This is a genomic window from Mycobacterium sp. 1245499.0, assembly GCF_001673615.1.
In the GTDB taxonomy this organism is placed as follows: domain Bacteria; phylum Actinomycetota; class Actinomycetes; order Mycobacteriales; family Mycobacteriaceae; genus Mycobacterium; species Mycobacterium europaeum_A.
The window spans coordinates 1-18,329 of the sequence record NZ_LZMG01000406.1; the positions used below are offsets into that span (position 1 = coordinate 1).

Sequence of the window (18,329 nt, forward strand, 5' to 3'; positions counted from 1 at the left end):
GCGTCAGGCTGGTGTCCCCCACGATGTCGACGATGACCGCGGTCGGCGTCTGGCCGGCGGCGAGCTCGGTGCAGACCTGGTGGCCCGTCTGCACGGCGGCTTGGGTGGACGGGAAAGTGACGCCGAGGCTTTGCATCTGGCCCAGGAACGCCGCGTCGGCGGTCTGCACCGAACTCGCCGCCGGCCAGACGCCGACCGCGGTCACCGTCGACATCTTCCGGCACACCAGCCTGACGCCGCCGCAGGCGGCCCACGTGGTCTTGGCGGCCACCCAGGCCTATTGCCCGCAATTCTCCGGTCAGCCCGCCTAGGCGAATAACGACCCACCATGGGGGATTTCGAAAGTCGGAATCCCCCATCGGCCGTGGGAGCCGACGCCCCGCACGGCTCCAAGGATTCGTAGAGAAGTCCAACAGGCGCACGTTCGAAGCTCTTCTCAACACCCGCCCAGCCCCGACCCACGCGGCCAGAGACGAGAAGAGGCACACCATGACGACCGCCAACATCGCCAAGACCCTGACCCTCGCGGTGGCCGCCGGCGCGGTCGCGCTCGGTGTGGCGGCCCCGGCCGGCGCCGCAGCGTCCCAACTCACCTACGGCGACCCGACCGCCGCCGCCCAATTCTGGCGCCAGCAGCAGTACGACGACTGCGTGCTGATGTCGAGTGCCGATGTCATCGGCGAGATCACCGGCGTGGCGCCCTCGGAGCACGACATCATCGCCAAGGCCCAATCGACGCCCAGCATTGCGCATCCCGGCTCGATCTACACCAAGCCCGCCGCCACCGGCAACCCGGAATCCGGAATGGGCGCGAACACGGCGGACATTCCCGAGTTGCTCGCCCAGTACAAGATCGGCGCCGTCCTCAGCGACAAGGACGACGCCGCGCAAACCGGCACCCCGGCCGGAATGGCCGCTCTCGAGCGGGCGCTCGGCGGCGGTCACAAGGTGATCGTCAGCCTCAACGCCGAGCTGATCTGGCACCAGCCCGTCGAAGACAAGGGCAAGGACGGCCGCCCGGAGTCCAACCACGCCGTGGTGGTGACCGGCGTCGACACCGTCGCCGGCATCGTCCACCTCAACGACAGCGGCACACCCGAAGGCCGCAACGAGCAAATCCCGATCAAGCTGTTCGTCGAGTCCTGGGACACCAGCAACGAGTTGATGGTCGTCACCACCTAGTCACCGCCGGCGATTCGGTTCACGCGGCGCGCAACACCGAGCGGAGCGCGTCGCGTGGCCGATATGTGGCGGCGGTGCAATTCAATTCGTGCGACGCACCCACTATCGCCCTGGGTGCGAACACATTTCAGCCTCCGGCGCCGGGTGCGGCGCCGCGCTGGCGCCATGGTTGGACGACATGCCGTCCGAGCTCGACGGTTTCTCGTGATTCGTAACGAATCCGCCCGCTTGGCGTCACAATCACAATGGTGAGCTCAGGGCATCCGACGCCGCGGACGCGGAAAGGCTGGTAGGCGGGATGGCGGACAAGCGTCTCGAATTCGGTCTGCTCGGACCGTTGGAGATGAGCGTCGACGGCACCCTGGTGCCGCTGGGCACACCCAAACAGCGGGCGGTGCTGGCGATGCTGCTGATGAACCGCAACAACCCGGTCGGCGTCGACCGGCTCATCACCGCCCTGTGGGACGAGTCGCCACCGTCGGGGGCGCGGGCCAGCATCCACTCCTACGTGTCCAACCTGCGAAAGTTGCTGACCGGTGCCGGCATCGACCCGCGCACGGTGCTGGTCGCGGCACCGCCGGGTTACCGGCTCAACGTCGCCAACGACCGTTGCGATCTGGGCCGGTTCATCGCCGAGAAGACCGCTGGCGTGCAGGCGGCGGCCGCCGGCCGGTTCGAGCAGGCCAGTCAGCACCTTTCGGCCGCCCTGGCCGAATGGCGCGGCCCGGTGCTCGAGGACCTGGACGGCCTTCGCTTCGTCGACGCCTTCACCGCGTCGCTGGTCGAGGAGAAGATCCTGGCTCACACCGCGCAGGCCGAGGCCGAAATTGCCTGCGGACGCGCCTTTACCGTGATCACCGAACTGGAAGCCCTGACGGCCGAGCATCCTTACCGCGAGCAGCTGTGGGCCCAATTGATGACCGCCTACTACCTCGCCGACCGCCAATCCGACGCGTTGGCGGCCTATCGGCGCGTGCAGAAATCGCTGGCCGATGACCTCGGGATCGACCCCGGCCAGAACCTGCGCGCCCTCAACGACCAGATCCTGCGCCAAGAGCCGCTGGACGTGAAGAAGAACGCCATGACGACCGCGGCGGTCGCGATCACCGTGCTTGAGCACTACCCGACCGACGACAAGGTGGCCGCTTATCTGCACGAGGTGTCCGGACGCAGTTATCCGCTGCGGGGATCGACAACCATTGGGCGGCTAGGCGACAACGACATCGTGCTCGACTCCCCCAAGGTCAGCCGGCATCATGCCGTCATCGTCGACACCGGAAACGGTTACATCATCGACGACCTGCGGTCCTCGAACGGCGTGCACGTGCGGGAGCAACGGATCCGTTCCGCAGCCGCCCTGCGGGACGGCGACCGCGTGCGGATCTGCGACCACGAATTCACCTTCCAGGTCGCCGCTGACCACGAAGACGAGGCCTGAGAGCACGGCGAGCCGACCCGCGCTGACACGCGCGGCGATTGTTCCCGTTATCGTGCGGTGGGACGCCTGCGCGCTTACCGTCATGATTGCTCAGTCACGGGTTGCGATCGTGTGTCTGCCCGCAAAGTCTCGAACGAGACCGGCAGGCTAGGGGTTGGGTTGGAAGGATGAGGAATGAGTGACGAGCAGTCCTCACGGGCGGGGTCGATGTTTGGCCCCTACCACCTAAAGCGGCTGCTGGGCCGCGGTGGGATGGGTGAGGTCTACGAGGCCGAACACACCGTCAAAGAGTGGACGGTCGCGGTCAAACTCCTGTCCGAAAGCTTCAGCCGGGACCCGGTGTTTCGCGAGCGGTTGAAACGCGAAGCCCGCACCGCCGGTCGTTTGCAGGAACCGCACGTGGTGCCGGTGCACGACTACGGCGAAATCGACGGCCAGATGTTTCTCGAGATGCGTTTGGTCGAGGGCACCGACCTGGACAGCGTGCTCAAACGCTTCGGCCCGCTGACTCCACCGCGCGCGGTCGCCATCATCACCCAGATCGCGTCGGCGCTCGATGCCGCGCACGCCGCCGGGGTGATGCACCGCGACATCAAACCGCAGAACATTCTCATCACCCGCGACGACTTCGCCTACCTGGTCGACTTCGGCATCGCCAGCGCCACCACCGACGAGAAGCTGACGCAGCTCGGCACCGCGGTCGGCACCTGGAAATACATGGCGCCAGAACGGTTTTCGGACGCGGAAGTCACCTATCGCGCCGACATCTACGCGCTGGCCTGCGTGCTGTTCGAGTGCTTGACCGGCACGCCGCCCTACCGCGCCGACAGCGCCGGGGTGCTGGTCTCCGCTCACATGATGGACCCAATTCCCGCGCCCAGCGCGCAGCGCCCAGGGGTCCCGAAGGCCTTCGATGTGGTGATCGCCCGCGGCATGGCCAAGAAGCCGGAGGATCGCTATGCCAGCGCGGGTGATCTGGCCCTGGCCGCCAAGGAAGCGTTGAGCAACCCCGACCAGGACCGCGCCGCCACCATCTTGCGCCGCAGCCAGGAAGCCGCACTGCCCGCCGCCGACTACCCCGGCGCGGGAGCCCACGCCGCCGCGGCGCCCCCGCAGCCGTTCGGGCCGACGTTCAACACCCCGCCGCCGTCGCCGTTCGACCCGCCGTCGGCCCCCAGTTCCGGTCCGATACCGGCGCACGGCGGTCAGGCGTGGACCCCGACCAGCGGGCCGATCCCGGCGGCCGGTCAGCCGTATTACCAAGGCACCAATGCCAACTGGGGCGCGCCGCCCCAGTTCACCAGTTCGACGCCCTGGGGTCAGCCCCCGCCCAAACCGCACCGCTCGATCTGGCCGATCATCGCGGCCGTCGCCGTGGTGCTCGTCGTGATCGCGACCGGGGTCGGCATCTGGCTTGTCGTTCGCCCCAAGCCGGAACCACCGCAGGCCGCCCCGCTGGGCCCCGAACGCCTCAGCGGCCTGCTGCTCGGCCCGGCCGACATCAACGGTGTGATGGGCTCGTCGTCGATGCAGCCGGGCAAACCCATCACGTCGACGGACAGCTCCTCGGTGACGGTCTCCGCGCCCGATTGCCAGGGGGCGCTGTACACCACGCAGGACCCGGTCTATGCGGGCACCGGCTACTCGGCGGTCAGCGGCCTGGTGTCCTCGGAGGCGGGCGACAACTACGACCACTGGGTCAACCAGGCCGTGGTGCTGTTTCCCTCCGCCGACAAGGCCAAGAGTTTCGTGCAGACCTCCGCGGACAAGTGGAAAGGCTGCGCCGGCAAGACGGTGACCGTCACCAACAAGAGCAAGACCTATCGGTGGACGTTCGCGCAGCTTCAGGGCAGTCCACCGAAGATCACGCTGATGGACACCCAGGAGGGCGCCGACGGCTGGGAGTGCCAGCGCGCGCTCAGCGTGGCCAACAACGTGGTCGTCGACATCAACGCCTGCGGGTACCACATCAGCGATCAGGGCGCCCAGATCGCCGACAAGATCGTCGCCAAGATCGACAGCGAGAAGCCCGAGGGCTGAGGCGCTACGGCCTTGTCAGGACTGCAGATCGGGGCCCTGCGCGCGTAGGTCGTCGACGGCCGACATGGCGCCGCGCAGTTTGGCCAGCCACTCTTCGGCGTGCTCGCCGACCAGCTTGACCGACCAGGCCAGAGCGTCGGCGCGGGACCGGGCGACGCCGGCGTCCACCAGCGTGTCGAGCACCTGGCGTTCGGGTTGCTTCAGCCGCGTCATGACCGGTACGGCGATGTGGGTGAACAGGATTCGCTCGGTGCCGGCCGTGGAAGCGACCTCGACACCCCAGGAGACCTTGCGGCCGTAGCGATCCTGCGCTTCGTCGGCGATGCGCATGCGCTCCGAGCGGGTGTCCTCGCGGAACCGCGACGCCCGTCCGGCCGCGCGAGCCTCGCTCGCTTCGCCTTCCGCGCTGTCCGGGTCCGGGAGCTTGCCGATGACGGTGATCTCTTCGCGGTCGACGACCACCGTGGGGTCGCCGTCGAACCAGCTTTCCGGGAGACGTCCGGCGAACCACTCCGCGGCGTCGCTGGCGTCGGGTTGCTGGGCTTGCTGCCAGCCGCCGGGGCGGCCGTACCGCCTTTGTGTGTGATGGGCTTTCATGATTACATGATTACACCGTTACACCTGTCAGGGAACCGCCTTTCACCGGCAGCGAAACGACCCACCGGCGCGGACGTGTGGGCGGGTGTCGCCACGCCGTCGCAAGCGTTTCTCCACGACGCGGACCGCCCCGGAAAACCGTTGATCCGCGCTGTTGGTCGGCGTATTTTGGTTAGCGAAGCAGGCCCGGGAAGCGACCAATTCGAAGCGCTGGAACACGGGGTAGGAATCCGGCCGCGTAGGACACGCATAAGACGTCGTCAAACGCCCCCTAGAGTCGCACCGGGCCTGCCCATGCGTCGGGCACCTTTCTCGCCCGGGCAGCGCGGGCCCGTCAGTCGCCGTCGCCGCGCCGCACGCGGAAGAGCTTCACCTCGTTCTTGATGCCCTTGAGGCGCCGGGCGCCGGCGAATGAACCGGAGAACTCACCGCTGTCGCCGATAACGTCCCAGACCGAATCCGCGACCAGGACCGTGCCCGGGCGCGCCACGTTGGTGACGCGGCTCGCCACGTTGACCGGGCTGCCGAACCAGTCGCCGGCCCGGCTGACCGCCATGCCGGAGGCCACCCCGGCCCGCAGCCGGGGGAAGTCATTGTCGGTGTCGACGGCCTCGACCAGCTTGACGATGACGTCGAGCAGCGGCAGCGGATCAGGGCAGACGAACATGACCGCGTCACCGATGGTCTTGATGAACCGCACCGGCGGCACCGTCATGTCCCGGGCGAGGATGGCCAGCCGGTTGGCCAGATGTCCCAGTTCCTCGGGCGACACCGCCTCACCGATCCGGGTGAAGCCGACCAGATCCGCGAAGGCAACGGTGATCTGGCGCGCCCCGGGCAGCGGCTCGCCGGCGGCCCGCTCCGCGGCGTTGATCGCCTCGGTTTCCATCATGTGGCGCAGCTGCATGAACAACATGTGCTCGATCATCGGGCCGAGCATGGGCGCGATCTGTCCCACCAAAGCCTTTGACGCCTTGGCGATTTCGAGCTCGCTGTTACCCGGCCGCATGATCGCCGAGAGCGCCGTGTAGCGCATGACTTCGGCGGCCCGCGACAGGCCTTCGGCCAGCACCCGAACCACGAGAACCACCTGCTCGGGATCCAGCCCCAGCTCGACGAATCGCTGGGCGAAGGCGGCGGCTTCGCCGTCGGCGCGCATGTGAACGACCGCGTCGGGGTCGTCCACGCGAACCAGGCCGATCGCGCGCTGCACGCGCTGCAACAGCCCCAGGTCGATGCCGTGGGTCTCGCTGATCTCCCGGGTGGACACGTAGGTGCCGTCATCGCCGATCAGATGGCGGGTGGCCAGCAGCAGGGGCGGATTGGTGGTGCGGATCTCCTCGGTGGTGATGCCCTGCTCGAGCAGCCACCGCACCAATTCGGCGCGCTCGATGCGCGCGGTTCCCTCGAGACCCTCGAGCAAATCGTCGATGTTCTGGTCGGCCCCGTCCTGCACGTTCGTCAACCTACAACGCGGGCCAGCCAGGATGTGGGGTGATGAACGCACCGCCGCTGCGGGGATTCCCGCCGGTCGTCGATGAGCGAGCCCGGACACTGATCCTGGGCTCGCAATCGTTGGTGGCCGGCCAGTACTACGCCAATCGGCGCGGCGGCTATGACACCGGCGGTCGCCGCAGGGCCCACGGTCGGGCGGCTTCGATCTGCGCCGACAGCGACAGCAGCGTCGCCTCGTCGTATGGCCTGCCGACGAGTTGGACCGACAAGGGCAGGCGGTCGCCGTCGAGGTCCCACGGCACCACCGCTGCGGGCTGCCCGGTCAGGTTCCAAACTTGTTGGTAGGGAACGTATCGACCGACCCTCAGCAGCGTCGACACCGCACCGCGGCGTTGATAGGCGCCGATGCGCGACGGGCCCGTCGCCGTGCCGGGCGTGACGACGACGTCGACGTCGTCGAAGATCGCCTGGATCCGCGAGACCACGCCATCCTCGTTGGCCCGGATCGCCTCCATCCGCCGGTCCGAAAAGAACGAACCGAGGCGGGCGATGTTGCGGGTGCGCGCCTCCAGGCGTTCCGGATGGGCCAGCGCGTCCGCGTCGTCGCAGATACCGCGCAGATATCGGGGCAGATAGTTGGCGAACATCGCCGAGGCCGGATACTCGGGATCTGCCCTGATGACGTCATGGCCGAGATCGCGCAGCAGCGCACCGGCCTGCTCGACCGCCGTCAGCTCCGCCTTGCCCACCCGGACCGGCAACGGGGTTGGCACCTTGGTGCTCAACGCAATTCGCAACCGGCCAGGGCTGCGGCCCGCCGCCGTCACGAACTCCCCTTCGGGACCGGGCACCGTCGACGTCGCATCCAGGAACACCGCCGCGTCCAGCACCGTGCGCGCGATCGGGCCGTTGACGCTCAGCCCGTACCAGGCATCGTCGTGCGGTTCCAACGACACCCGGTCGCGCTGCGGCTTCAAGCCGAACAGCCCGCACCACGTCGCCGGGATGCGAATCGAGCCGCCCCCGTCGGATCCCAAGGCCAGCGACGCCAACCCGGCGGCGACCGCGGCGGCGCTTCCCCCGCTGCTGCCGCCCGGGGTGCGGGTGGGGTTCCACGGGTTGCGGGTGGCGCCGAAGGTCATCGACTCGGTGTAGGGCAGCATCATCAGCTCGGGCACATTGGTCTTGCCGATGATCACCGCACCCGCGGCGCGCAGCCGGCGCACCACCTCGGCATCGGAGGTGACGGCGGGCCGGTGTCCGCCGCTGCCGAACGTCGTCACCTGCCCGGCGACGTCGACGTCGTCTTTGATCGCCACCGGCACGCCGAGCAACGGCAGCCGCTCGCCCGCGTCCAGCCGCTCCTGCGCCGCGGCGGCCTCGTAACGAGCTTGATCGGCGAGCACCACGCGGTAGCACCGCAGCTGGCTGTCCAGCCGCGCTATCCGCTCCAGGTAGACCTCGAGCAACTCCGGCGCGGTCAGTTCACCGTCGGCCAGCATGCGCGCTTGTGCCGCCGCGCCGGCGAACGCGAGATCGTTCACCGCGGCAGCGTATCCCGCGATTCGAGGCAGGCCCCGGATGGTCTCGGCGTGGCCATGGCGAAGCAGCCAGTACCGTGGGCGACATGTCCTGCGTGTTCTGTGCGATCGTCGCCGGCGAAGCCCCGGCCATCCGGATCTACGAAGACGACGACTACCTGGCCATCCTCGACATCCGCCCGTTCACCCGTGGCCACACGCTGGTGCTGCCCAAACGGCACAGCGTCGATCTCACCGACACCGCGCCGGAGACCCTGGCCGGGATGGTTACCCTGGGCCAACGCATCGCCCGGGCCGCGCGGACCACCGAACTGGCCGACGCCACCAACATCGCTGTCAACGACGGCCGCGCCGCTTTCCAGACCGTGTTCCACATCCACCTGCACGTTCTGCCCCGCCGTAACGGCGACAAGCTGTCGGTGGCCAAGGGAATGCTGCTGCGCCGCGACCCCGACCGGGACGCCACCGGCCAGATTCTGCGCAACGCGCTGGCCCGCATCGATGCAAGTCAGGCCGATTGAGCCCAACGGCGACGGCCGCACCCCGCCCCAACCTGGCAAAAGCCGCACTTGGCGAACATCAGCAGCGGTTTAATGCCCAGTAACGCGTGGTGAAGTTGTTCATTCTTCGCCACACAGCAGGGGATCGGCTGGAGCGGTGATGCAACGCTGGGCGGTAAGTCCGTGGCGGCGGTCGGGGGTGCCCCCCCGCGCCGGCTGGATGCTCGCCGCCGCATACGGCGTCGCCGAATTGCTGCTGTTGCTGTCGTCGGTGCGGGGCTGGCACGGCCCCTACGGGACTCGGCCGGTCAACGAGTTCGTCATCGCGGTGTGTCTGGTTGTCGCCGCGGCATTGGCCGGTCGCGCGGCCCGTCGCACGTCCGGACGGCGGCGTTACGGCTGGCTGGCGCTGGTAACGGCCCTGCTCGGCTGGGCGGTGGGCGAGACCATCTGGGCGGTCTACGACGTGCGACCGGAGGTCGAACACGCCGCCCACCCGGCGGCCTCCGAGATCGTGCTGCTGCTATGGCCGGTCGGCGCCATGGTGTCGCTGATGCTGCTGTCCCAGCTATCCCGCAACAGCCCCCGGCGGCTGCTGCTCGACGGTCTTATCGTGGCGACCTCGCTGTTCGTCATCTCCTGGGTGTTCGTGGTCGAAGCGCAGCTGCAGGAGCGGACGGGCACCCGGCTGGCGACATTCGCGGAGATCTTCAACGACATCGTCTTGCTGACGACGGCGATCCTGATGCTGTCCCGGGCGCGCCCCGGCGACCGGCCCAGCCGGAGCCTGGTCGCCGCCGGCGTCGCGACGATCAGCGTCGCCGACATGATGCTGGTCTTCTACACCGGCATCGGCAGCTATCACACCGGCGATGTCGGTGACGTGATACGAGTGGCCGGCCTGGCGATGCTGGCGCTGGGCGCAACGGCCGTCGTGCACGAGCACCCCACGCCGGCATCGCCGGACGAGATCGAGTTCCGCACCCGCCTGTGGCTGCCCTACCTGCCGCTAATCCTGGCGGCAACCGTGGGCTGGGGACATGCGGCGGGCAACGCGATGCACGAACCGATGCTGGCCGCGCTCGGCATCCTGGTGGCCGCCGTCTTGGCGCGGCAGTTCGTCGTCCTCGTCGAGAACCAGAATCTGCTGTCGGAGGTCGCGCGGGAGGCCTTCCGCGACAACCTGACCGGCCTGGCCAACCGGGCGCTTTTCCTGCACCGACTGGACCAGGCCGTCGCGCGGCGACGCCCTGACGGCACCCCGATCGCGGTGTTGTGTCTGGACCTCGACAACTTCAAGGCGGTCAATGACGCCCTGGGCCATCCGGCCGGGGACGAACTCCTGGTCCGGGTCGCCGGCCGGCTCACCGCGGCGCTGGGGGAACAGGGCACCATCGCCCGGCTCGGCGGCGACGAATTCGCGGCGGTCATCGAAGCCTCCGTCGAGGAATCGCAGGCGGCCGCGCATCGGATTCTCGACGCCTTCACCGGCGCCATCCTGATCGAGGGCATTCCGATCACGGTGCGGCCGAGCATCGGATTCACGGTGGCCACCGGCGCGACGAACTGCACGGTCGATCAGCTGCTGCGCCACGCGGACTTGGCCATGTACGCCGCCAAACGCGAAGGGGGACAATGCATTCGCAGCTTCATGCCCGACCTGCCGCTGCCGTATGCGTTTCCGCCGGCGCCGGGTTCGACCCGACCCTCGGTGGCGGCCCGCGCTCTTGGCGGTGACGGCCAGGCACCGCCGGAGTCCCGAACCACCTCCGAGGTCGCGAACGCCACAGCGGCCCAGCCCGAGGATGCGCCCGACGCCGTCCGCTGGCCCCCACGAGACGTCCGGACCGCCCTGGTGCTGCTGGCGATCGGGGTGGTCGCCTTCGCCGTGTCCAGCGTTGTCCGCCCCAATGCCGGGCACGGCATCCTCTCCGCCGCCGCCCTGTACACGGCGCTGACCGTGGTGGCGGCCGGACTGATCGCCCTACGCGCGTACCGGGTTCCGGCCGACCGGTTGGCCTGGGCGCTGATCGCCGCCGGTATGGCGTGCTCGGCCGTGGGCGACGTCGTCTATGCCCTGTGGGTGCCCAGCGGCCGATCCCCGTCGGTGGCCGATCCGGAGTATCTCGCGTACTACCCCTTCGTCTACGCCGGGCTGCTGTTGCTCATGCGGGCACGGCTCAAGCGGCTGCCGATCCCGGTTCAGCTCGACTCGCTCATCTGCGCCCTGACGTTGGCGGCGGTGGCCGCGGCGCTGACCGCGGGTCCGATCGGGGCGGCCGCGGTGCGCGCACCGGCGACGGTGTGGGTGGGCATCGCCTATCCGTGGAGCGATATGGTGCTGCTCGCGCTGGCCGCCGGCATGTTGCCGATCCTGGGCTGGCGCAACGAGATTCGCTGGGCGCTGCTGGTGGCCGGATTGGTCCTGTTTGCGTTCGCGGACGCGGCGTATCTGTTCGAGACGTCGGCCGGCTTGTATCGGAGCGGATCCCTGCTGGATGCCTGCTGGGCCGCGTCGTCATTACTGATCGCCATGGCGAGCTGGGCCAGATCGTCGTCGATCACGCCGCCATCGCGAGGCCGGATCGCGCCCTACGCCACTCCGGTGGCATCGGCCGTGGTCGCGTTGGCCGTGATCGTCCTGGCCCACCATTCGCGGCTCGCGGCGACGCTGGCGGCGCTGAGCCTGGTCGTGGCGGCCGGGCGGTTCGCGCTGACCTTCCGGGACGCCAGCCTGCTGGAGACCAACGACAAACTCGCCATGACCGACGAGTTGACGGCGCTGCCCAACCGGCGCTCACTGGCGACGGCCCTGACCGGGTTGCGCGCTTCGCCGCCACCGGACAGCCCGTCGATGCCGACCCGGGCGCACGCGCGCCGGGCGCTGTTGTTGTTGAGCCTGAGCGATTTCCACGAGATCACCGACTCCATCGGTAGACAGTTCGGCGACGAGCTGCTGTGCCACATCGCAAACCGGTTGGCCGGCTGCGTCCGTCGTGACGATCTGCTCGCGCGGGTGGGGGAAGACCAGTTCGCCGTGCTGCTGTCGGATGGGGCCAACCTCACCGCCGCCAGCGCGTCGGCGGGTCGCCTGCTCGAAGCCCTCAGCGAGCCAATCGCTTTGGACCCGATCACCGTGCAGGTGGACGCCCGCATCGCCATCGCGCTGTGCCCGGACCACTGCGACTCCCCCGAGGAGCTGCTCAGCCGCGCCGAAATCACCATGGCGCACGCCAAATCCGCCCGCAGCAAGATCGCGGTCTACGACTCCTCGTTCGAGGCGTATCGCGACAACGACCCCAGCCTGATCGAGGAATTACGCACGGCGTTGTTCGATACCGACGAGCTGCAATTGCATTACCAACCCAAGATCGACGGCCGCGACGGCAGCGTCCACAGCGTCGAAGCGGTGCTGCGTTGGCAGCACCCCACCCGCGGGACACTGCTGCCGGAGGAGTTTCTGTCCGTCGCCGAACGCGCCGGGCTGATGCGCAAGATCTCCAACCGCACGCTGAGCATGGCTCTCGCGCAGGTCCGCTCCTGGCGCGAGCAGGGCATGCCGCTCACCGTCGCGGTGAACCTGTCGACGACCAACCTGCTGGACATCGAACTCGTCGGCACCGTCGAGCGGCTGCTCGCCAATTACGACCTGCCCGCCGAGGCGTTGATCCTCGAGATCACCGAGAGCGCGCTGGTGGACTCGGTGCGTTCCCGCAACACCGTCGCCGCGCTGCAGAGCCTGGGAATCCGGATCTCGCTCGACGATTACGGCACCGGCTGGTCGTCTCTGGCTCGGCTGCAAGAGGTTTCGGTCGACGAGCTGAAGCTCGACCGGATTTTCGTGGCGCGCTTGGCCCACGACGCGCGGTCGGTGGCCATCGTGCGCTCGACGGTGGCGCTGGCGTCCAATCTGGGCGCCGACCTGGTGGCCGAGGGGGTCGAGAACGAGGCCACCCTGAACGCCCTGCGCCGGTATGGCTGCACCATCACCCAGGGCTTCGTGCACACCCCGCCGTTGCCGCCGGATGACCTGCGGGACTGGATCGCCAACCACGCACCCAATCCGCACCCGAGCCAGTCCAACGGGTGAGCGTCACCGCCGGCGGTGTCAGAACAGCTCTTTGGCCAGCAGTTCCAGCGTCGCGACCCGCGCCGGGCCGGTGCTGGGATCGGTGCCGCGGCGCGCCGATGCCACCGGGTTGACCATGACTTCGTCGACGCCGAACCGGTCGGCCAGTGCCCGGATCTGCTCGGCGGCCTCCGCCGGCGCCCCCAGGACGGCGCGCTGCAGCCCGCTCTCCACGATCCGCTGCTGCTGGCCGGTCAACTGGGCGACCGCGGCCTCCTCGACCAGCGGCACCGGCCCGAGCGGCTGCCCGGTCCGCAACCGGGCCATCATCTGCAGGTTGGGCAACATCAAAGCCGTTGCCTCCTCGCGGGTTTCGGCCACGGCGGCGTTCACCGTCAGGAAGGTCAGCGGCTCGGCGGTCAGCTCGCTGGGCTTGAATCGCGCACGGTAGACCTCGAGCGCCTCTTCGGTTCCGTTGCCGGAGAAGTGATGTGCGAACACATACGGCAACCCCTTGGCGGCGGCCAGATGCGCCGAGTACATCGACGAACCCAACAGCCATAGCCGCGGTTCGCCCGCCGCGGCCGGGGTGGCCTTGAGGGTGTAGTCACCCGAGCGCAGCGGAACCCGCACGCCGCGAGCGCTCATCAGCGCCGCCACGTCGTCGAGATACTCCGGGAAGTTCTCGATGTCACGATCGTCCCGACCGCCGCGCAGCGCATACGACGTCACCGGATCGGAGCCGGGTGCGCGGCCGATGCCGAGGTCGATGCGGCCTGGGGCGGCGGCCTCCAGCAGCGCGAACTGCTCGGCGACCGCCAGCGGCGCGTGGTTGGGCAGCATCACGCCACCCGAGCCGAGCCGAAGCTGCGCGGTCTGCGCGGCCAGGTAGGCGAGCACCACCGGTGGGCTGGTGGCACCCACCGACGGCATGTTGTGGTGCTCGGCGACCCAGTAGCGGGTGAAGCCCAGCCGATCCGCGGCCTGGGCCAGTTGCACGGTGGCCGCCAGCGCGTCGCCGGTGGTCTGGTCGGTGCGCACCGGGATGAGATCAAGGACGGAAAGACGCACGTTGGCGTCAACGCGCGCGGGCCGGCAAACGTTCCCGCTCGGCTCAGTACTCCTTGAGGGTGATCGAGGCGACGATGCGGTCGAACACCTCCTGGGGTATCGGCGCGCCGCCCGGAATGTTGTCCACGACCAGCCATTGGTTGCGCTTGACGTAGTCGCTGAACTCGCGGTGGTAGTTGGCGAAGCCGGCCGCATGGTCGAGCGTCTCGCCCTCGGTGGCCGCCTTGAGTTCGCCGGCCAAGATGTAGGCACCCAGCAGCGCGACGCTGGTGCCCTGGCCCGACAGGGGCGAGCAGCAGTAGCCGGCGTCACCGACCAGCGCCACCCGGCCCCGCGCCCAGCGATCCATCTTGATCTGCGACATCTCGTCGAAGTAGAAGTCCGGCGCGCTGCGCATGTACTCCAGCAGTTGCGGACGGACCCAGCCGTCGTCGGCCATCCGCCGCGCAAGCTCGGCGAATTGGGCCTCGGTGTCGCGATAGTCGATCCGCAGATCGGTGTCCATGAAGCCCAACATGGCCCGCGCCTCGGCGTTGTTACGCGCGCTGTATACCCCCGCCATGGTGGAGTCGCCGTAGTGCCACATCTGCCAGTAGTCCAGGTCCAGAAAATTGGGCACGGTGAAGATCGCCGCGTGGGTGCCCAGCCTCTCGATGAAGTCGTCTTCGGGCCCGAAGACCAAACGCCGCACGTTGGAATGCAATCCGTCGGCGCCGATGACCAGGTCGAAACTGCGCGGCGCGGCGTGCTCGAAGGTCACGCGGACCGCCGTCCCGTCGTCGTCCAGGGCGGTGATGGTGTCGTCGAAGAGGTATTCGGCCGACCATTGGCTTGCGCCGTAAAGCAATTCGACCAAATCGTCGCGCAACAGCTCGATGTTGGGACTGTCGATGGCGCCACCGGTCGGTGTCGACTCGGTGTCCCGGGACAACTCGTTGCCGTCACGGTCGACGACCGACGAGCCCCGGATTTGCGTCTTGCGCTTTTGGGCGGCGCCCAGCAGCCCCATCCGGTCGAGCACCGTCAGCGCCGGCCCCCGCACGTCGATCGCCTGACCGCCCGGCCGCGGCCCCCGATGGCGCTCCACCACGGTGACTGAAAAGCCATGCTGCCCAAGCCAAAACGCGGCCGCCGCACCAGCCACGCTGGCGCCGGATACCAGAACGTCGGTCACTTGATTCCTGCCAGTTCCTTAGCGTCACGGAAGACGTCGTCGAGCATTGCTGGTGTCAACCTACCGGTGAACATGTTTTGCTGGCTTGGGTGGTAGCAGCCGAGCAGTCGTACACCGGGCGCGAGATCAGCGACGACGCCGTGGCCGAACCGGGGCTTTCGCCCGGTCGTGGTGCCCGGTAGCCGCAGCGCGATCTGCCAGCCGAATCCGCCTAGGGCCACCACCACGCGAACATCCGCGGAGACCAACCGCCATTCGGCCCGCAGCCAGGGCCAGCAGGTGTCGCGCTCCTGCGGCGTCGGCGCGTTGGCGGGAGGCGCGCACCGCACCGGCGCGACGATGCGAATGTGCTTGGTCCGCAAGCCATCCGCGGCGTCGACGCTGGTCGGTTGGTTCACCAGCCCGGCCCGGTACAGCGCCGCGTACAACTGGTCGCCCGAGCGGTCGCCGGTGAACATCCGTCCCGTCCGGTTGGCGCCGTGGGCGGCGGGCGCCAATCCGACGATCAGCAAGCGGGGCCGCGCCGACCCCCAGCTGGGCACCGGTCTCCCCCAATACGGTTGGTCGGCAAAGGCCCGACGCTTGACGACGGCGACGTCCTCGCGCCAGTCGACCAGCCGCGGGCAGGCCCGGCAGACGCTGACCAGAGCGTCGATTTCGGGAATCGAGCCGGCGCGCTCGGCGAGTTCGGCGACCGCGGCGGCGTCGCCCGCCACGGGGGTCTGCGGGGTGGCCGGATCGCCCGGCCATCCGGTGCCGGCACCGACCGGTGAGCCGAACTCCTGGCCGGTACGTGGGTGGGCGAGCACATCAACATCCTGCATTCCGTCAGGGTGACCACGAAATCCAGTGGCTCGCGCCGCCGGTTTGCGGTTAGATTTCCCGCGATATTCATGAGCCATACGAGCCGCGGCCCGGCGTCCCTGATCCTGTTCGCGACGCTGCTTGCAACGACGGGCACCGGCATTTCGATCGTGGCCTTCCCATGGTTGGCACTGCAGCACCACGACAGCGCCAAGGACGCCTCGATCGTGGCCGCTGCCATGACGCTGCCGTTGGTGCTCTCCACGCTGATCGCCGGCACCGCGGTCGATTTCTTCGGACGCCGCCGGGTGTCGCTGGTCTCCGATTCCCTGTCCGGCATGGCGGTCATCGGTGTGCCGCTGACCGCTTGGTTCTTCGGCGCCGAAGCAATCAACGTCGCCGAGTTGGCTGTGTTGGCCTGCTGCGCGGCCGCCTTCGATCCCGCCGGGACCACGGCGCGTCAGTCGATGCTGCCTGAGGCGGCCGCCCGCGCGGGCTGGTCCCTGGACCGCACCAACAGCAGCTACGAGGCGATCCTGAATTTGGCCTTGATCCTGGGCCCCGGCATCGGCGGGTTGATGATCGCCACGCTGGGCGGCATCAACACGATGTGGGTCACGGCGGGCTGTTTCGGCTTGTCCTTCCTGGCGATCGGGGGGCTGCGGCTGGAAGGCGCCGGAAGGCCACAGGAGGCGAGCCGCCCGGTGGGACTGGTTTCCGGCGTCGCCGAGGGGATGCGGTTCGTCTGGAACCTGCGCGTGCTGCGCACCCTAGGCTTGATCGACTTGTTCGTCACCGCGCTGTACCTGCCGATGGAAAGCGTGTTGTTTCCAAAGTATTTCGCCGACCAGCACCAACCCGCCCAGTTGGGGTGGGCGCTGATGGCGCTCGGGGTCGGCGGCGTGGTGGGCGCGCTCGGCTACGCCGTGGTGTCGAGATACACCCGGCGGCGCACGGCGGTGCTGACCGCGACCCTCACCTTCGGTGCCGCGACGGCCGGCATCGCGTTCCTGCCCCCATTGCCGGTGATCCTGGTGTTGTGCGGCGTAACCGGCCTGGTCTACGGCCCCATCCAACCGATCTACAACTACGTCATGCAGACCCGCGCGCCGCATCGGCTGCGCGGTCGGGTGGTCGGGGTGATGTCGGGCCTGACGTACGCCGCGGGACCGTTGGGCTTGCTGGTCGCGGGCCCGCTGGCCGACGCCGCCGGGCTGAAGGTCACGTTCCTGGCGCTGGCGGTACCGATCCTGCTGATCGGCTTGGCGGCCTGCCGGCTGCCGTCGCTGCGGGAACTGGACCGCGCGCCGGAGTTCGCCGAGGACCCCGGCCCGTGACACGGGCTTAGGATCGGGCCGTGAGCTCTGACGCCCTGGCCAGCCTGATCGCAGATCTGCCCGACGGCATGGTGGTCACCGACCCGACCGTCACCGAGGGTTATCGCCAGGACCGCGCCTTCGACCCGTCGGCCGGCAAGCCGCTGGCCGTGGTGCGGCCGCGGCGCACCGAAGACGTGCAGACCGTGCTGCGCTGGGCCACCGCCCACCGGGTGCCCGTCGTGACCCGCGGTGCCGGCAGCGGCCTGTCCGGCGGGGCGACCGCGCTGGACGACGGCATCGTGCTGTCCACCGAGAAGATGCGCGACATCACCGTCGACCCGGTGACCCGCACCGCCGTATGCCAGCCGGGACTGTTCAACGCCGAGGTGAAGAAGGCCGTCGCCGAGCACGGCCTGTGGTATCCGCCCGATCCGTCGTCGTTCGAGATCTGCAGCATCGGCGGCAACATCGCCACCAACGCCGGCGGGCTGTGCTGCGTGAAGTACGGCGTCACCACCGACTACGTGCTGGGCATGCAGGTCGTGCTGGCCGACGGGACGGCCGTGCGGCTGGGCGGGCCACGGTTGAAGGACGTTGCGGGCCTGTCGCTGACCAAGCTGTTCGTCGGCAGCGAGGGCACCCTGGGCGTCGTCACCGAGGTGACCCTGCGGCTGGTGCCCAAGCAGAACGCGTCCAGCATCGTGGTGGCGAGCTTCGCCACGGTCGAGGATGCGGTCGAGGCGGTGCTCGGCGTCACCGCGCGGCTTCGTCCCTCGATGCTGGAGTTCATGGATTCGGTGGCGATCAACGCCGTCGAGGACACCCTGCGCATGGATCTCGACCGCGAGGCGGCCGCCATGCTGGTGGCCGGATCGGACGAGCGCGGCCGCGCCGGCAGCGAGGACGCCGAGATCATGGCCGAGGTATTCGCGGAACACGCTGCGACGGAAGTCTTTTCGACCGACGATCCCGACGAGGGCGAGGCGTTCGTCGTGGCCCGGCGGTTCTGCATCCCGGCCGTCGAAGCCAAGGGGTCGCTCCTGCTCGAGGACGTCGGCGTGCCGCTGCCGGCGCTGGGCCGCCTGGTGACCGGGATCGCGCGCATCGCCGCCGAACGCGACCTGATGATCTCGGTGATC

General features: G+C 68.8%; 14 protein-coding genes and 2 pseudogenes. 9 read left to right on the forward strand and 7 right to left on the reverse strand.

The features are described 5' to 3' along the window. Positions 1 to 214: DUF732 domain-containing protein (locus tag A5646_RS30160; RefSeq protein ID WP_231998474.1), on the reverse strand; the 214-nt coding region annotated here is incomplete at its 3' end. Between A5646_RS30160 and A5646_RS30165 the strand changes: the two are divergent. From A5646_RS30165 to A5646_RS25505, 4 genes and pseudogenes are all read left to right on the forward strand, one after another. Next, positions 162 to 311 (forward strand): annotated as a pseudogene (locus A5646_RS30165) (DUF732 domain-containing protein); the annotation flags it as partial. The gene A5646_RS30160 and the pseudogene A5646_RS30165 sit on opposite strands and share 53 nt — an antisense overlap. 178 nt (positions 312 to 489) lie before the next feature. After that, a complete protein-coding gene (locus A5646_RS25495) occupies positions 490 to 1,182 on the forward strand; it encodes a hypothetical protein (protein WP_067025194.1) in 693 nt (230 codons plus the stop codon). A gap of 298 nt (positions 1,183 to 1,480) precedes the next feature. After that, positions 1,481 to 2,620 carry a BTAD domain-containing putative transcriptional regulator gene (locus A5646_RS25500; protein ID WP_066871627.1) on the forward strand — a complete coding sequence of 380 codons (1,140 nt, stop codon included), beginning with the start codon at positions 1,481 to 1,483 and terminating at the stop codon, positions 2,618 to 2,620. A 174-nt stretch (positions 2,621 to 2,794) separates the two neighbouring features. Then, positions 2,795 to 4,660 carry a serine/threonine-protein kinase PknH/PknJ gene (locus A5646_RS25505; protein WP_066880349.1) on the forward strand — a complete coding sequence of 622 codons (1,866 nt, stop codon included), beginning with the start codon at positions 2,795 to 2,797 and terminating at the stop codon, positions 4,658 to 4,660. 15 nt (positions 4,661 to 4,675) lie between these two features. Here the strand turns inward: A5646_RS25505 and A5646_RS25510 are convergent, their stop codons facing one another. Further along, the gene (locus A5646_RS25510) at positions 4,676 to 5,257 is read right to left on the reverse strand and encodes a hypothetical protein (protein ID WP_067025197.1); all 582 of its coding nucleotides are present in this window, start codon (positions 5,255 to 5,257) and stop codon (positions 4,676 to 4,678) included. Positions 5,258 to 5,591: 334 nt separating this feature from the next. Then, positions 5,592 to 6,722 (reverse strand): adenylate/guanylate cyclase domain-containing protein, encoded by a 1,131-nt coding sequence (locus A5646_RS25515; RefSeq protein ID WP_156748768.1) that lies wholly within the window; start codon positions 6,720 to 6,722, stop codon positions 5,592 to 5,594. A gap of 32 nt (positions 6,723 to 6,754) precedes the next feature. On the opposite strand from A5646_RS25515, the pseudogene A5646_RS28590 reads away from it, so the two are divergent. Further along, positions 6,755 to 6,874: pseudogene (locus A5646_RS28590) on the forward strand (DNA-deoxyinosine glycosylase); the annotation flags it as partial. On the opposite strand, the gene A5646_RS25520 reads toward A5646_RS28590, so the two are convergent. Continuing rightward, positions 6,871 to 8,214 carry an amidase gene (locus A5646_RS25520; RefSeq protein WP_067025211.1) on the reverse strand — a complete coding sequence of 448 codons (1,344 nt, stop codon included), beginning with the start codon at positions 8,212 to 8,214 and terminating at the stop codon, positions 6,871 to 6,873. The pseudogene A5646_RS28590 and the gene A5646_RS25520 overlap by 4 nt on opposite strands. 125 nt (positions 8,215 to 8,339) lie before the next feature. On the opposite strand from A5646_RS25520, the gene A5646_RS25525 reads away from it, so the two are divergent. Together A5646_RS25525 and A5646_RS25530 are read left to right on the forward strand one after the other, a co-directional pair. Next, positions 8,340 to 8,774: an HIT family protein gene (locus A5646_RS25525; RefSeq protein ID WP_066863937.1), complete on the forward strand. Its 435-nt coding sequence runs from the start codon at positions 8,340 to 8,342 to the stop codon at positions 8,772 to 8,774. Positions 8,775 to 8,973: 199 nt separating this feature from the next. Next, entirely contained in the window at positions 8,974 to 12,843 is a 3,870-nt protein-coding gene (locus A5646_RS25530) for a bifunctional diguanylate cyclase/phosphodiesterase (protein WP_067025202.1), read from the forward strand. Positions 12,844 to 12,861: 18 nt separating this feature from the next. Here the strand turns inward: A5646_RS25530 and A5646_RS25535 are convergent, their stop codons facing one another. From A5646_RS25535 to A5646_RS25545, 3 genes are read right to left on the reverse strand one after another with little or no spacing between them, the layout of a single operon-like run. Then, positions 12,862 to 13,893, reverse strand: coding sequence for an LLM class flavin-dependent oxidoreductase (locus A5646_RS25535; RefSeq protein ID WP_066880344.1), 1,032 nt, complete (start codon positions 13,891 to 13,893; stop codon positions 12,862 to 12,864). 43 nt (positions 13,894 to 13,936) lie between these two features. After that, entirely contained in the window at positions 13,937 to 15,067 is a 1,131-nt protein-coding gene (locus A5646_RS25540) for an FAD-binding protein (protein ID WP_066863919.1), read from the reverse strand. Beyond that, positions 15,064 to 15,891 carry a uracil-DNA glycosylase gene (locus A5646_RS25545; RefSeq protein ID WP_066880342.1) on the reverse strand — a complete coding sequence of 276 codons (828 nt, stop codon included), beginning with the start codon at positions 15,889 to 15,891 and terminating at the stop codon, positions 15,064 to 15,066. The genes A5646_RS25540 and A5646_RS25545 overlap by 4 nt, the downstream gene beginning before the upstream one ends. Before the next feature lie 69 nt (positions 15,892 to 15,960). On the opposite strand from A5646_RS25545, the gene A5646_RS25550 reads away from it, so the two are divergent. Continuing rightward, positions 15,961 to 17,208, forward strand: coding sequence for an MFS transporter (locus tag A5646_RS25550; protein WP_067025205.1), 1,248 nt, complete (start codon positions 15,961 to 15,963; stop codon positions 17,206 to 17,208). 20 nt (positions 17,209 to 17,228) lie between these two features. Next, positions 17,229 to 18,329: FAD-binding oxidoreductase (locus A5646_RS25555; RefSeq protein WP_067025208.1), on the forward strand; the 1,101-nt coding region annotated here is incomplete at its 3' end.

What these genes read in the sequence shown, in the direction of transcription:
- A5646_RS25550 (WP_067025205.1), top strand. Translation starts at nt 15,961, where the DNA reads ATGAGCCATACGAGCCGCGGCCCGGCGTCCCTGATCCTGTTCGCGACG.
- A5646_RS25530 (WP_067025202.1), top strand. Translation starts at nt 8,974, where the DNA reads ATGCTCGCCGCCGCATACGGCGTCGCCGAATTGCTGCTGTTGCTGTCG.
- A5646_RS25545 (WP_066880342.1), bottom strand. Translation starts at nt 15,891, where the DNA reads ATGCAGGATGTTGATGTGCTCGCCCACCCACGTACCGGCCAGGAGTTC.
- A5646_RS25525 (WP_066863937.1), top strand. Translation starts at nt 8,340, where the DNA reads ATGTCCTGCGTGTTCTGTGCGATCGTCGCCGGCGAAGCCCCGGCCATC.
- A5646_RS25505 (WP_066880349.1), top strand. Translation starts at nt 2,795, where the DNA reads ATGAGTGACGAGCAGTCCTCACGGGCGGGGTCGATGTTTGGCCCCTAC.
- A5646_RS25495 (WP_067025194.1), top strand. Translation starts at nt 490, where the DNA reads ATGACGACCGCCAACATCGCCAAGACCCTGACCCTCGCGGTGGCCGCC.
- A5646_RS25520 (WP_067025211.1), bottom strand. Translation starts at nt 8,214, where the DNA reads ATGCTGGCCGACGGTGAACTGACCGCGCCGGAGTTGCTCGAGGTCTAC.
- A5646_RS25510 (WP_067025197.1), bottom strand. Translation starts at nt 5,257, where the DNA reads ATGAAAGCCCATCACACACAAAGGCGGTACGGCCGCCCCGGCGGCTGG.
- A5646_RS25500 (WP_066871627.1), top strand. Translation starts at nt 1,481, where the DNA reads ATGGCGGACAAGCGTCTCGAATTCGGTCTGCTCGGACCGTTGGAGATG.